We start from the raw sequence: 13,711 nt of genomic DNA, 5'->3' as shown, positions 1-13,711 counted from the left end.
ATTCATCACCGGTGGCCGCGGATCAAAGGACACTCGGTTCAACGGACAAGGCGTTGTCGACTTGTGTGACGACTGCTACCTGATCGTGAAGCACTGCAAGAAGTGCGACAAGATCAAGCCGAGAAGTGAATTCTTCACCGCGCGAGGAAAAGCCAACGGACTGAACGCACACTGCAAGCCATGTTGGCAAGACAAGTGGCGTGAGGCTCCACCGAGTGAACGGTTCAGGGCCAGGAACTACAAATTCGGAATCACGCGCGAAGAGTATCTCCACAAGCTCGAGACCCAGAACGCGCGTTGTGCCATATGCGGTGAGCCGGAGACCGACATTCACCGCGGGACCCTACGCACCCTCTCGATCGACCACTGTCACAGTACGAACAAGGTTCGTGACCTGCTTTGTGGTCGCTGCAACAAGGCGATCGGCCTCATGCTCGACGATCCCGTCAGGTTGCGCGCGGCCGCCGACTACGTCGAACGGTGGGCGGCCGCGCTCTGCGCCTGAACCCGGTTATGTCACTGACCGGCCCATCGCGGCCTCGATGTCGCCATCGAGGTCGTCGACGTACTCGGTATCCAGCTCGGCGTCGATCTCTTCGCCCGGGAACACCGGACCCTCGGGAAGCGGGATCGCGTTGTTCTTCGACACCGCCCGCAGGACGCGGGTCATGGTGACGTGCAACTTGTGGAGCTCACTGACCTCGCGGCTGTACCCGTCGAGCTCCGGACGCGGCAGCTTGCCGTCGAGAATCTCGAGTTGCTCTGCGCGAATCTTCTTGAACGACTCCCGCAATCGCGGGTCGCGCAGCATCGCCGACCACGTCCGCGACCCCTCGATGCGGGCGACGGTCTCGGCTAGGTTGAAGAATTCGTCCCAGGATCGTCCGTAGCACCAGTCGCGGGCGCGGATGCCTCCGCAGTATCGGGCGAAGTCTGCCTCGAGCTCATCCCAGTAGCAGTCGATGTAGTCGAGGATCCTTCGCCTTTTCCCGCCGCGTCCGCATCGACGACCTGGCCGCAGTGCTGGCAGATTCCATCGTCGGGGAGCTGGAGGAATTGGGTCTTCACGGCGTCGAGCAGCAGATCGAGCTCCCACTGTCCCTTGTCCGCGAAGTACGCCTCCACCTGCGCGAGGACGTCGGGGCCGCCGAGCAGAGCTTCGGCGTACGCCCGATCGCAGTCCTCCATCTGCTTTTGGATCTCGTCCGTCTCCGCCTTCTTCGCCCCGGTCCTCACGGCGTTGGCCGCCGCGGCGATCGCAGCTTGAGTGGCCATGGTCGCCGCGTTCATCGCCCTGGAGCGTGCCGGCGTCGGCGGGTACAGCACCAGACCCTCGGCGATCTCGAAAGGCTCGACACCCTTGCCCTCGGAGATCGTCTTGGCGCGGATCTCGGCCCAGCGGCCGGTCGGCTCCCCGACCACAGCTCGCACTGTGGCCGGGGCAGCCTTCCCACCTGTTCGGCGTGCAGCCATCAGGCGGTCACCGTGACCGTGGCCGACGCCTCGAAGCCCGGCACCTTCGCCGTGACCTTCACCGGCGCCACACCCTCAGTGGCGATCGACACGGCCGCCGCGCCGCCCGACAGGTCGGTGTTGTCGACCTCGAGGGTGGGCACCGGCGTGTTGGCCAGCGCGCCCTGGAACGTCACCGTGTAGGGGCCGCCGGCGGTGCCGGCCACGTTGACGTTTCCGGAACCGATCGTGGACAGCGCCTCCAGGATCGACTTCAACGACGACGAGGACGCGTTCGGCGCGATCGGCGAGGACCACGCGCTGCCCTTGAACCGCACCGGGTAAGTACCGGTCGGCGTACCGGACAGCGTGATCGTCTGGACCTCGTTGGCCGGCGCCGGCGTGATCGCCACCGCGGTGGCCAGACCCGCGGGGGTGACGGTGACCTTCGTCGAGTCGGACGACTTCCACAGCGCCCCGACGGTGCGGTCGTTGCCATTCGAGTCGGTGAGCGTGAACTGCTGCGTGATCGTGCCGACCAGCGACAGCGTCGGCGTGTCCGGCGAGATCGCCAGCGCGGTCACGGCCGGGTAGAAGCCGGCGTCCGCAGCCTCCTGCGCGGCCTGCCATCCCGGACCGAAGATGTCGCCGATGATCGGATCGCCGTCGAGCTCGTCGACGCCCTGGAAGTTCAGGGTGTACGGGAACGCCATCACGTCGGCGTCCTGCCAGTTCTGCTCGTTGCGCTGGGACACGTTGGTCCGGTTCCCGACGTAGGCCACCCAGTAGGGCAGGCCATTCCAGGCGTGCTTGCCCAGTACGACGGTGCGCTTGAGGATGATGTCGGGCAGGTTCTCGACACCGAACGTCACACCACCGGATGCGTCCGGGATGATGTCGGACAGGTCGATGCCCCACCAGTTCTCGAGGTTGATCTTCGAGAGTTCCTGGGGCTGCAGGCCGACGGTGACGTCGCGCTGCGTGGGCAGCTGCATCGTCGGGCCGCCTTCGCCGTGGGACCGGATGTCCTGGATCTGCACGGCGTTGGCGAGCCGGCCACCCTGCTGCTTGTCCAGCAGTCCGACGGTGATGCCGTCGGGCGGCAGCACCAAGGCGCCGGTATTCGGGTCGTGGACGATCTCGATCAGCGGCGTGTTGTACGCCCACTGCATGACCCGGAACTTGCGGGGTGCGAACATCAAGTCCCGGCGGGTGATGTCCGGATTGGTTGCAACCATCGGATGTGCTCCTTTTACCTGTTCACCAGTCGAGGCCCAGTGCCTCGCGATAGGTCGAGAGGCCCTGCGGACGGTCGATGTGGAGCTCCCACGTCGCCGGGATCAGCCGGTCATCTCTGAATTGTTCCGGAATCAATTGCGGCCCAACAACTTCACCCGGAACAGTCATGAAGGTTGCTGAGACTCCTGAGCGGTGCGGATTCTTGCGATGCACAAGCCCGCCGTCGTCGAATTCGGCCAGAACGTCCGTGACGTAGGCCATCAGGTCGTTGGAAATGTCGCGCGACCGCGTCAGCGCGGCCAGGTCGACGATGACCTTGTCCGTCCACGGCTGCCGGGTCTTGTCGACGTGGCCACCGCGGCGATGCGCAAACAGGTACGCGTTGCCGGCCTTCAGGTGTGCTTCCCGTTCGGTCGGATCGAGCGGGGTGGTCATCGGCCACACGATCAGCCCGGACAGGTCCTGCGCCGCGGGGTTTTCCTCGAACGTGAACAGGTCCTCGACCAGCCGCTCGACATCCCACCGCCCGCCACGCCACCACGACGGGAAAGTCAGTGTCACGGCAGAGAATCCATGATCGCCAGCACCTTCACCCAGTCGTCGACCGGGTCCTGCGGCATCCAGTGGGTCGGAGGAACCCGCGACTCCGGGTGGATACCGATACCGAACTCGTGTGCTGCGCCGTACCCGCCGCGCGGCAGGTTGTGGCCAAAGCTCACATCGAAGACGACGCGATCGAACTTCTCACCACCCAGCGCCGAGTCGATCCGACCGGATGCGGCCAGCGCGCCGGTCTGGTGCGCGACGGTGACCGCGTACAGGTCGTGCGCGAGGCCGGCGGCCTGGCGGCCGGCACTGACCCACTCCGGCGACAGGAAGAAGTGCGTCAGGAACGGGTTCGGGTTGAACGGAATGTCGCACTGCACAGGTCAACCCCCGTTCGTGATGTGGTAGCGGACCACACCGAAGTCGTGGTCATTCATGGGATGGTTCTGGTCTTGCTGCACCGGCCCGACGACCGTGAAGTCCCCTTCGGGCAACTTCACTTTGTCCTTGTGGCCGAGTCGTTTTGGATCATCGCGGCGCATATACAGGCGTCCGTCCTGCACCCACGCGGCGCCGGTTGTCGTCTGAACCTGCCGTGGGGATTCCAGCGACCAGCAGGCGTCGACTGTCCCGTCCGCTGTGTAGGTGACGTCGCCGAAGTTGACATCGGCGCGCTCGAGCTGAACTGCCCGGTAGCGGAGTCTCAGCACGGAACTCCCCACGGCCGGGCACCCAACGTGCCCAGCGGCGGTCGCTTTCTGCGCGGCAGCCGAACCCTGTTCAGCTCCTCATCGGTGAAGGTGATGCCGACCCCGGACCGCTTCCGGTTCTGGCTGTAACCGCGGACCTCGTTGAAGCCGTCCATCCCGGAATTGACTGACGTCGCCCCATCCGGGTTTCGGTACAGGTCAAGCACTTTGTCGATGACGAGCCGCTGAACCTTTCCGACCCGGACACCGGCCGCTGCAACAACCGGATCGCTGGACTCCGGGTCGGCGGTAGGATCGAGTTCCCGTAGCGACGGGACGAGACCCATCAGCTCGTCCTCGACGTCGAGGATCCTCCACTTCACTATGGAGGCCCGGTCCGCGGGGAATGATCCCCCTTCGAACCGGGCCTCCACCTGAGCGAAGGTGACGAACTTGCCGCCGTCGGGAGGCGATGGCGTGGTCATTCGACCCGGATGCCGGCTTCCCGCAGCTTGTCGACGATGTCGTCGCGCTTGTCGTCTTCGCTGATCGTCACCTTGTCAGCGAAGTTGGCTGCGTAGTCGGCCCAGTGGTCGCGCCCCGAACCGGCACCACCCAGCGGTGGCGGCTCGACATCGCCACCACCACCGGAGGAGCTGCTGCCCTGGTCACCGCCGGGGGTCGGGTCGGCGGCGACGTCGTCGCCGCCTTCCCACACCTTCGGGTTGGTGATCTTCGCCTTCGCCCAGGCCGGCACATCGCTGCCCGGACCGAACGAATGCACCGTCCCGTTGTCGTCGCGCACGGAAACGTGCGTCACCAGGCCGGACATCAGGCCACGTCCGCCACGGTGAGCAGGCCGGCGTTGGTGAGCACCGGCATGCCGACAGCGTCGACGAAGGTGAACTCCCGGTATGGCGGGCCGACCTTCTCGACGACACCGATGATGCCGGAAGCATCGCCGAACGTCATCTCCGACTGACCCGACTTGGCGAGCTCCAGGGCGGTCGCGGAGAGACCGAACGCCATGAACCCGAGCTGGCCCGGATCGTCGGGGACCAGCGCCACCTTGTCGGCCGCGAACACGCGGGTGTCGACACCTTCGACGTTGAGCATCGTGTCGTAGATGACCGGCACCGGCAGATCCTCGGATTCGAGGAGGCCGTTCAGCTCGGCGAGGGTGACCATCGTTCGGCCGGCGGTCGAACCGTAGACCGCGTCGATGATCTCCTTGTTCCGGCGCAAGATGCTGCGCCGCGCGCGGGACATGATCATCTTGCCAGCGCGGGGATACCCGTTGGCGATGCGGACTTCCTGCCACGCGTCCAGGTCGGTCAACGGAACGGCCGTGGCCGCGTTCGCGTCCGTCCACGTCGCACCAGCCGGCGCGGTGATCTGGTTCGCCGGCACACCGTAGTCGGCCTCGCCCTGGAAGCCGCCTTCGTCGATGGTCAGCTTGCCGTCGTCGAGCACGTCGCCCCAGGCGAGCTCGATGCGGTTGTGCATCGTGCCCGTCAGTCGCTCGGCGTCGTTGTAGGCAGCACGGGTCTTCGCGGCCGCGTTGGTGCCGCCCAGGCGGGCGATCTCCTCGACGATCCGCTCGTACTCGCCCTTGTTCAGCGAGTCGCTGAACGGGATCAGCTCGACGTACTTCCCCGAGCCGGCGTCTCGCGCCGACACGTGGATCAGACCGTCGAACGACCGGTAGGCCGCGGTGCGGTTCGTCTTGACGAACTCCGCCCAGTCGATCCGGTTGGTGTCGAAGAACCGCGTCGGGAACAGCGACTCCAGCACGTTGCCGGCCGGGATCGGAATGTTCCGGATGAATGTGGTGATGGCGTCCGGGTTGACGGACTGGTCATCGAAAACGATTGCCATGGTTCAGTCCTTCCCTTACAGCCAGACGATCAGGGGCAGGTCGGCCTTGCCGTTCGCGTCGATCGCGATCGGCAACTTCGACTCCTTGACGGCGCCGTGCACGAACCGTGCACCGCTGACCTTGACCAACGTGTTGCCGTTGGCCGGGTCGATTGCGCGCACGAAGCTGAACAGCAGACCACGGCACACGTCGCGGCCATCGACCGCGGCGCCGTCGTATGGCCCGTACAGATTCGTTGCGGTCACGATTCCCAGCGGCGTCCCGGACATGATGAACCCGTTCGGGTAGTGCGTGTTCTTCGTGAACTTCGAGATATCCAGCGTCACACTCGGTGTCAGATCGACGCCGTGGGTTCCAATGAGCCACGCGCGATTGTCGACCGCGTAAGACGTGGAGCGAACCGAAATGTCACCCGACATTGCAGACTCCTAGTCCTTTTTGATGTAGCCGCGGCGTTCAGCCTCGGCTAGTCCCATTTGCTTGCCCGACTGGGCTGGCGGTGTCCCGCCGGATTGGCCCCATGACGGGGTTTGATTTCCACCACCGCCACTTCCGTTGCCGCCGAATGCGGCTGAGAGGCCGGTGAGGTGCCCGATGAGAGAGTCCGTGTCGAACGTGCCGTCCTTCACGAACTTCATCGGGTCGATTCCAGCGAGCACGATGTTGCGCTGCTCCTCGTCAGTGACGAAACGCCCGACCACCTCGCGTGCGAGGATGGGCGCCCACCGGGCGTCTGCCTCGGCTGTCGCCGCGGCCGTTGCCTCGTTGCGGGCTTCTTCCATTGCCCGCTGATCCGCTGGAAGCCCGTTGAGGCGGTCGTCCTCGGCATCCTTTCGCCACTGTTTGGCCTGATCTGGTGTTATCCCGTCGAAGTCGTTGAGCCTGTCGCTCTTACGACGATCGTGGAACTTCCAGTACGCGGCCTGTTGCTCGGGCGTCATGTCTTTGATCGGCGTGTTGGCCGGGAATCCCCGGTCGCCGTCACCGCCAGAGTTGTCCCCGCCGCCCTGGCCGCTGTCGCCGCCAGCACCGCCGGATCCGTCTCCGTCGCCCGAACCTTCACCGGACCCGCCGTCACCGGCGCCTTCGCCTTCGCTTCCGCCCATAGCGGGCCAGATCGGGCGTCCACGCTTGGTGAGGCCGAGTGCCTGCAAACCAGTGGTCGGATGGATTGGTAGTTCGTCGTTCACTGACATCTCCCATGTCGGGATGGAACCCATGACGGGTCAACCGCCCTGTGGCGGAAGTATTTTCAGATTCGAGCCGCGGCGCGTCGCCGAGTGGTCTTCTGCGGCTTGCGCGGCTTGTACGGCTTCGATGGCACGAGCTGCGGTCCGAGCTCGCCGTGCTCGTCGACCTTGTAGCGTGTGCGCTTCAACGCCGCACCCGACGTGGTTCCGCCGGCGTCGGTGTAGAGCTGCTTGAGGTCGACGGTGTTCAACACGTCGGCGGGGTCGAACTCCCGGGTGACCGCCGCCTGTGTGCACTTGCAGCGGTTGTGTATCGGCATCAGCTCAGTCACCTTGTAGATGCGGTCCGACGCGGCGATACACAGGCCGCACGTCCCGGTGCGGGACAGCTCAGGGTGGATCACCCGCCGCAACCCGATAACCCGCTTGTCGACACCGGCGGCCTTGGCCAGGATCTCCGCCTCAGCCAAGCGCTGCGCCAGCATCAGGTTGCCGTCGACCAATCCCAGCATCCGCAGTTCGGCCTCGGCGCGTGCCTGTTCGGATCCGACACCCTTCGACTCGAGGTATCGCTGCGTGCGGGCCGGACGGTTGAAGATTCCGACCGTGGACGCGTCCTCGTCGAGGTCGACGACCTGGCGGCCACCGTCGCCGTACGCCACCGAAGCGGTGTCACGGGTCACGCTGATCGTTCCATCGGTAGCGAACTCTGCTGTCCCACGCACATTGACCGGATCCGACGGCGTGAACGGAGCGTCGATGCCCATCGTGGCGAGGATCTGGGTTTGCGCCGCAGAAGCCGTCTCAGCTACCGCGGTTTGCGCGGCGGCCATGTAGTCGCCGGCCTGTTCGGTGAACTGCTGCACCGCTGCGCCGTCGTAGACGTCGGTGTCGCGCCAGATGGGCAGGATCAGGTTCGCTGCCCACTGCCCGGCGTTCTCCCTGGCGGCGATCACGGCCAGGGCAAGCGCCGCGGTTACCGTCGAAACCTCGCTGTCGCTGGACTGTCCGGCTTCCGCAGCTACTACGGCGGCAAGCGCCTGGTCGTAGGTCAGACCAGTATCAGGCTGGGACGGCGACGTCACGCTGGTTCACCTGGCGAACCGGATTCGCCGTGGGCGTCTGCTGCTGGCTCGTGATCACGCTGTTCGGGGACGTCCCACCGACACTGCCCGGAAGCGCTGCGTCGAGCAGCCTTTCAGCACGCAGTTCACGCTCGTTGTCGTCGATCTCCTGCGGAGTCATCTCCCAGATTTCGCGGGTGATCCTCTTGCGGGACAACGTGCCCTTGGCCTGCGCGGACGCAGACCCCTTCTCGGCCAGCGACCGGAATTCGATCGGCCCCCACAGCAGCTTCATCGTCTTGCCGCGGTCAGCCTCTCCGGCCATGGCGAACGTGATGCGCCACAGCAGCTTCAGAGATGGGGTGACACGGGATCGCCGGTCCCGAACCTTCGACGTCAGCGATTCACGCAGCAGCCCGGCGCCCTCAGCGGATCCGTTGGCGTCATCGGGTGTGATCAAGTAGAGGGGTGTGAACGTGACCGCGGCGAACTCTTTGACTGCGTCGCGCTTGTTGTTCAACATTGGCGTCAGGTCGGTGGCGCCGGATTCCCAGAACTTCCAGTCCTTCGGGACCTTCCACACCTTGCCGGGTCCGGCCTGGAACACGTCGGACCACTTGATCTGCTTCTTGCCGTCCTCCGTGGTGATGATCTCGTCGACTTCGGCGGTCTCGTCGGTGGTCTCGTCGTCGTACTCGGTGTCGTCGTCCTCATCGCCGGAGACGCCGCGCTGCTTGAACGCCTGGAACTTCGACAACACCATCGTGTCGAGAGTGATGTCGTTGATCCGGTCCAGCAGGTCGATGTGGGCTTCGTACTCGCCCAACTGGTGCAAGTTCTCAAACCGGACGATCGGAATGCCGCCGAGGTCGTCGAGCCCCTTGACCTCCTCCGGAGCGTCACTGATTCGCTTCCACTGGCTGCCGTCGAACTCCAGCGTCCACTTCTCGCCCGGCAGGAACAGGTGCCCCAGCTGGCGGTCCTCGATGTCGTCGTATTCCTTGATGAGCGCCGCCCTCAACCGGACTGGGTTGTTGCGGTCCGGGATGCCGATACAGCGACGCGGGTCGATCGCATGGATCTTCGGCTTCTCCCCATTGGCGCCTGGAACCACCATGCCGAAGGCTTCGCCCATCGCGAACAGATAGCCGAGGAGGTCTTTGAACTGCGCGGCGAACCCGGACTCGTCCATGATGTTCGCCGCCAGGTCGTCGCCGTTGGTGTCGCTGTCACGGCCTGTCGACAGACCCTGCAGCTCCATCCGGTCGATCATCGCCGCGACGCACATCGGCGCGTAGTTACAGCGCGCCTTGCGCATCACCTCACGGAAGACAGGCTCGTATTCGTCGGCGACCTGCGGAAGCGGCGGGTCACCGATGTAGTACGACCACAAGGTGTCCAACGCCTGATTGCGCTGCACATACTCGTTGGGCCGGATCTTGCCGTCCTGCCATTTCGGCTTGATCGACTTGGTGAACCGCTCGTTGAGCTTGTCGAACCACTCAGATGGGGTAAGCGCCAACGCGATTCACCTCACTTTCACTACCCGACGTCGCGTGTTCGGAATCTTGCCGAGAACTTCCATCCGGGCCTGCCACGACAGGATGGCCGCCATGCACAGGTCGAACTTCCGGTCTTTATGCAGCTTCCCGAGGATCCACAGGAAGTTTCCGGTCTCCGGATCTTGCCGGTTGAGCAGCTTCTTCCCGGCGTTTCCGACGTGCCGTACCAGGTCGCCGTCATCGTCCTCGTTGTGCGACAACGCACCAGATCCGATGGCGTCGCTGTAGGCACCGATCGCCCGTATCATCCGTTCCTGCTTGCTGGTCCAGAACTCCTGAACGATGGGGCGTTTCGTTACCCGGCTATCCCCGTAGCGCGCGTGCCAGTTGCCAACGGTCGAGTTCCAATATGGCGGGTCCGCGTAGAACAGCAGCACCCGGTAGTTCTTGAACACGTCGCGCACCGCGGCATCGACCGCAGACTCATCGACTTCCCACTCGTCTCCGGCTTCAAGAGGTTTCTCCTCCAGAAACATTCTCTGCTGCATGCCAGTACGGACATCGGTCATCACCAGGCCGGTTGAATCCCGAAACCGAGCGCCGTCGAATCCGAGGGTCACCCATGCCCGTTTCGGAATGGTCTCCCCCGGCAAACCCAGCGCCTTGAACCGGCGGACGTTAAACGCTGAGGCGCCCTGTTGCGTCCACCGGTTCGTCCAGACCCGCTCGAGGTAGGTCTTGTCGGCCTTTGGCCGATCCCAGCGGGCGGCCAGCGCCTCCACATCGGTGCGTGCCGCCAACTCCGGACCCGATGCTTCGATGATCGCCTTGCAGCGGTCCTCGAACTTCGTCATGTCCCAGCCGTCGGACGCCTGACGGTGGATGTAGCACAGCGATGGCCGCTCGACATCGCCGCGCTTTATCGCCTCGGCCTCGAAGTGGTCGTCCTCGGCTTGCGAGTTCTGTCCCGGCTCGCCGGCCGTCGTGGTGGAGAATGACCACGGGTCTTCTTCATATCGCTTGCCGAGGTTCGATTCCATAGTCTGTACCGCCGCTTTGTGGTTCGGCAGGTACAGGCGGTGCGTCTCGTCGAAGCCCTGGAAGGTCGTGCGGCCGCCGTCCGCGGCGTTCGGCGCATTCGCGATCGGCAGCGCTTTCCCGTCGTCGCGACCTCGCTCGCTTTTCCGGATAATCCGGTCCAGCGCGATGTCGAACAACTCCGGATCCGCGCCCTGCTCGCAAATCACCATGAGAGCGCCGTAGGCCAGTTCCTCGACCTGATCTTTGGTGTTGGCCAGCAACGGAATATAGGGGTCGCGCACCGGCCGGCCCTGGCGCAGCGAGCCGTCCTTGTTGAACCCGTCGAAACGCACCGGCGATTCGGGGTGCAGCTCTGCGTAGGTGACCAGTGCCATCAATTCGGTCTTGGCCGCACCCTTCCGGATCGACCACGCCACGCGATCAAACCGCCGGCGGCCGGCGCGGTGATGGCCCTTCGGCCACACCTCGTACGCGCGATACAGGCAGAACCACGAGTCCTCCGACAAGACCAGCGGCTCACCCTTGAGTGAGCCCGGTCCGAAGCACGCACGTTCCTCGAGGAACTTGCCGACCTGACCACCCAAGGTTGGGTACGGATGCTCCTCCAGCGGAGGAACGATCAGGTCCACGGCGGACTAACTACGACACGGACTGCAGGCGACGCTTGGTGCGCGGATCCTCCCGATTGGGTTCATCCGGCTTGCTGTCCGCGCTTGCCTTGCTGTTGCGCCGCTTTTGAGTCGACTCGGCCGCCGTCTCCCCGCGGTCGATCTCCCACTGCAGTGCTCGCCGCGACATCGGAGTCAGACCGCACTGTGCAAGCAGCTGCCGAATCTCCCCCGCCAATGCCTTCGCCTCGTTCGGCGTGCACTTTTCCCAGAGCATCTGCATCAGCCGGGCCACCATGTACAACGCGTCAATGTCCGACTCGGTCCACTCGGGAACCATCGGCGAAGACCAAGCTCGACGCCACCAATCCCGAACCTGCCGGTGCCACTGAGTGCCAGCCGGCAACGGTGGGATCTTCGGATTCTTCTGCGGCGTCAGCGTCGCACGCGTCGAAGTCTTGTTCCGGCGGGCAAGCAAAGACCGGTCTTTCGGTTGTCGTGGCATCGGCGGACTCCTATGACAGGAAGGGGAAAGGGTTCCCATGGCGGGACGTTTCACGCTAGATCGACTGGCGCCGTTGATGATTGGCTATCAGTGAAAGTTGGGGGATCCGTACAGGTCGAAATTCACAGTGCGATGCGGCAGGGGGGCGGGCACCCCCGGGGGAGGGTGGCCCCCATCCCCTATCGGCGATCCCCTATCGCCGATGAACCTGACGATTAGGGGCTGACTCGGGCTTGCGTGTGTAGCTACAGATTGCTAGTCTGTAGCTACGCCGGATGGTCCGGCAGGAAAGGGGCTCCAAATGTTCACGATCCACAGCGGACTCGGAACCTTTACCGCGCCTGATCGCGCTACCGCGGTCGCCAAGTGGGCGGACCTGCGCACGTGCACGTGGGCATCGGTTCGCGACGCCAACGGCGCGTGGGTCGCGACGGCCGACGGGCGCGTCCTGTGAGCGCGCGGGCCCGGGTATCGGCGCGGTTGGCTACCGGCGCCCGGGCTCGAGCTCGAGCGGTGGCGGGTCTCGATGGATGGCGCTGCGGTGGCCGGCACGTTGCAAAGTGTGCGGCGGTGCGGTCCAGGCCGGCGAGCGTGGCTACTGGGACGCCGCAGCGCGCACCGTGACGTGCGAGCGCATCGAGTGCGCTAAGGCCGATGGGCTGACGACGGTGCAGAACCCTACGGGCCCGTGGGACAAGTTCGAACCGCGCGACGTGCTGGCGCCTAGCCGTGTCGGCGCCGGCGCTCCGGTCGACCCGTTCGCCCGAACGCGTTCCCGTGGCTACTACGGGCCCGCAGCTCGCCGCTGTGAGGACGCGCCGTGCTGCGGGTGCTGCGACTAGCGGAGCTGGGATGCGGCCGGACACATGCGCCGGCCGTGTCACTGCCCAACTAGGGCCCAGAACAACGAGAAGGGAACCCGCGACGATGAACGCAACCGAGCTGATCTCCTGCACCCTCACCGAGTTGTCACTGTCTGTCGACAACGTCATGGTGTGGGCAGTCATCATTGCCCGAATCGGCCTGCCAGCCCGCCAGTACCGCGCGGTACTGGCCGCCGGCGTCGCGATGGCGTTCGTGTTGCGCGCTGGCGCGATCGTCGTCGGTGCGGCCGCACTCGAACGGTTCGCATGGCTCACGTTCGCGCTCGGCGCGGTGCTGGTCTGGACTGGCTACCGCATCGCACGCGACGACAGCGACGACGACGGCCAGGGCGATGGCGTGGTGATGCGGATAGCGGCGCGCGTGCTGCGGCGCCCCGCGCTGGTCGCTGTCGCCGCGCTCGGCCTGACTGACGTTGTGTTCGCGGTCGATTCCATCCCGGCATCGTTCGGGGTGACCCGTGACCCGTTGACCATCGCGCTGGCCAACTTGGTTGCGCTGGCCGCGCTGTGGTCGCTCTATGGTGTCGTGTCCGCGTTGCTTGACCGGTTCGCGTACCTGTCGCGCGGGCTGGCCGTGATCATGGTGTGGCTTGGCCTGTCCATGTGGCTTGGCCACGTCGTCGCGGTGCCGGAGTGGGTCACGCTGACGTTCATCGTTGCGGCGCTGGGCACGTCGATTGCGGCGAGTGTAGCCGCGACCCGGCGGGTAGCCGCGTAGCAGGTCGGATCGGAATTGCCCGGGCCCGCAGTGGGTCCGGGCAATTTTGTGTGTCTACCCTCTTGCATTGCGTAGCTACACAATGCTATTCTGTAGCTACAGCCGACGGTTCGGCGGGAAGGGACAGACATGAGCACCATTGAATCCGAGCACTACGCACAGACCCGACAGCGACTCGCTGCCGACCCGATCGTTCAGAACATGGCAATCGGCCTCCAGGGCGTACCCCGCGACCAGCTGACCCACGACGACGGCGGGCCACGGTTCGAGTTCATGCAAGCCGCAAACCACGAGTACGAGAACCGCGGCGGTACCGACGGCGCCCGCCACATTGGCGCCGTCGCCGAGGCGCTCCTGCAACTGCTCGACTTCATCGAATCGAAAGGAAACTGAC

Annotated in this window: 19 protein-coding genes; 4 read left to right on the top strand and 15 right to left on the bottom strand. The window is 65.0% G+C overall.

Annotation, left to right across the window (positions count from 1 at the left end):
- Positions 1–61 precede the first annotated feature (61 nt).
- The gene (locus ORI27_RS14080; RefSeq protein WP_266073976.1) at positions 62–505 is read left to right on the top strand and encodes an endonuclease VII domain-containing protein; all 444 of its coding nucleotides are present in this window, start codon (positions 62–64) and stop codon (positions 503–505) included.
- A 6-nt stretch (positions 506–511) separates the two neighbouring features.
- Here the strand turns inward: ORI27_RS14080 and ORI27_RS14075 are convergent, their stop codons facing one another.
- Genes ORI27_RS14075 through ORI27_RS14005 form a run of 15 tightly spaced genes read right to left on the bottom strand, consistent with a single transcriptional unit; the run spans position 512 to position 11,715 of the window.
- On the bottom strand, positions 512–811 hold the full coding sequence (locus ORI27_RS14075) for a hypothetical protein (protein WP_265997494.1): 300 nt from the start codon (positions 809–811) through the stop codon (positions 512–514).
- A 44-nt stretch (positions 812–855) separates the two neighbouring features.
- Positions 856–1,422 (bottom strand): hypothetical protein, encoded by a 567-nt coding sequence (locus tag ORI27_RS14070; RefSeq protein WP_265997493.1) that lies wholly within the window; start codon positions 1,420–1,422, stop codon positions 856–858.
- 50 nt (positions 1,423–1,472) lie between these two features.
- On the bottom strand, positions 1,473–2,690 hold the full coding sequence (locus tag ORI27_RS14065; protein ID WP_265997492.1) for a hypothetical protein: 1,218 nt from the start codon (positions 2,688–2,690) through the stop codon (positions 1,473–1,475).
- A 22-nt stretch (positions 2,691–2,712) separates the two neighbouring features.
- Positions 2,713–3,252 (bottom strand): phage tail termination protein, encoded by a 540-nt coding sequence (locus ORI27_RS14060; RefSeq protein WP_265997491.1) that lies wholly within the window; start codon positions 3,250–3,252, stop codon positions 2,713–2,715.
- A complete protein-coding gene (locus ORI27_RS14055; RefSeq protein ID WP_265997490.1) occupies positions 3,249–3,617 on the bottom strand; it encodes a hypothetical protein in 369 nt (122 codons plus the stop codon). Before ORI27_RS14055 ends, ORI27_RS14060 begins: the two co-directional genes overlap by 4 nt.
- A 3-nt stretch (positions 3,618–3,620) precedes the next feature.
- Positions 3,621–3,947 (bottom strand): hypothetical protein, encoded by a 327-nt coding sequence (locus tag ORI27_RS14050; protein WP_265997489.1) that lies wholly within the window; start codon positions 3,945–3,947, stop codon positions 3,621–3,623.
- The gene (locus ORI27_RS14045) at positions 3,941–4,411 is read right to left on the bottom strand and encodes a hypothetical protein (RefSeq protein WP_265997488.1); all 471 of its coding nucleotides are present in this window, start codon (positions 4,409–4,411) and stop codon (positions 3,941–3,943) included. The genes ORI27_RS14050 and ORI27_RS14045 overlap by 7 nt, the downstream gene beginning before the upstream one ends.
- The gene (locus ORI27_RS14040) at positions 4,408–4,758 is read right to left on the bottom strand and encodes a hypothetical protein (RefSeq protein WP_266073974.1); all 351 of its coding nucleotides are present in this window, start codon (positions 4,756–4,758) and stop codon (positions 4,408–4,410) included. Before ORI27_RS14040 ends, ORI27_RS14045 begins: the two co-directional genes overlap by 4 nt.
- Positions 4,758–5,804, bottom strand: a complete 1,047-nt coding sequence (locus ORI27_RS14035; protein WP_265997486.1) for a major capsid protein — start codon at positions 5,802–5,804, stop codon at positions 4,758–4,760. Before ORI27_RS14035 ends, ORI27_RS14040 begins: the two co-directional genes overlap by 1 nt.
- Before the next feature lie 15 nt (positions 5,805–5,819).
- The gene (locus ORI27_RS14030; protein ID WP_265997484.1) at positions 5,820–6,224 is read right to left on the bottom strand and encodes a head decoration protein; all 405 of its coding nucleotides are present in this window, start codon (positions 6,222–6,224) and stop codon (positions 5,820–5,822) included.
- Positions 6,225–6,233: 9 nt separating this feature from the next.
- Entirely contained in the window at positions 6,234–7,025 is a 792-nt protein-coding gene (locus tag ORI27_RS14025) for a hypothetical protein (protein WP_266073972.1), read from the bottom strand.
- A gap of 32 nt (positions 7,026–7,057) precedes the next feature.
- On the bottom strand, positions 7,058–8,080 hold the full coding sequence (locus ORI27_RS14020) for a hypothetical protein (protein ID WP_265997482.1): 1,023 nt from the start codon (positions 8,078–8,080) through the stop codon (positions 7,058–7,060).
- Positions 8,058–9,581: a phage portal protein gene (locus ORI27_RS14015; protein WP_265997481.1), complete on the bottom strand. Its 1,524-nt coding sequence runs from the start codon at positions 9,579–9,581 to the stop codon at positions 8,058–8,060. The genes ORI27_RS14020 and ORI27_RS14015 overlap by 23 nt, the downstream gene beginning before the upstream one ends.
- Before the next feature lie 6 nt (positions 9,582–9,587).
- Positions 9,588–11,231, bottom strand: a complete 1,644-nt coding sequence (locus ORI27_RS14010; RefSeq protein ID WP_265997480.1) for a terminase — start codon at positions 11,229–11,231, stop codon at positions 9,588–9,590.
- A gap of 10 nt (positions 11,232–11,241) precedes the next feature.
- A complete protein-coding gene (locus ORI27_RS14005) occupies positions 11,242–11,715 on the bottom strand; it encodes a phage terminase small subunit (protein ID WP_456085461.1) in 474 nt (157 codons plus the stop codon).
- A gap of 301 nt (positions 11,716–12,016) precedes the next feature.
- Between ORI27_RS14005 and ORI27_RS14000 the strand changes: the two genes are divergently transcribed.
- The 3 genes from ORI27_RS14000 (at position 12,017) to ORI27_RS13990 (ending at position 13,710) form a co-directional block, all read left to right on the top strand.
- Positions 12,017–12,169: a hypothetical protein gene (locus ORI27_RS14000; protein WP_265997478.1), complete on the top strand. Its 153-nt coding sequence runs from the start codon at positions 12,017–12,019 to the stop codon at positions 12,167–12,169.
- Between the two features lie 473 nt (positions 12,170–12,642).
- Complete coding sequence (locus ORI27_RS13995; RefSeq protein ID WP_265997477.1) at positions 12,643–13,317, top strand: TerC family protein; 675 nt, start codon at positions 12,643–12,645, stop codon at positions 13,315–13,317.
- Positions 13,318–13,446: 129 nt separating this feature from the next.
- Positions 13,447–13,710, top strand: a complete 264-nt coding sequence (locus ORI27_RS13990; protein WP_265997476.1) for a hypothetical protein — start codon at positions 13,447–13,449, stop codon at positions 13,708–13,710.
- Position 13,711 lies beyond the last annotated feature (1 nt).

The organism is Mycobacterium pinniadriaticum, from assembly GCF_026242045.1.
GTDB classification, from domain to species: Bacteria; Actinomycetota; Actinomycetes; order Mycobacteriales; family Mycobacteriaceae; genus Mycobacterium; species Mycobacterium pinniadriaticum.
Note: the sequence above shows the minus strand (reverse complement) of the source record. Positions and strands in the feature narration are given on the sequence as shown.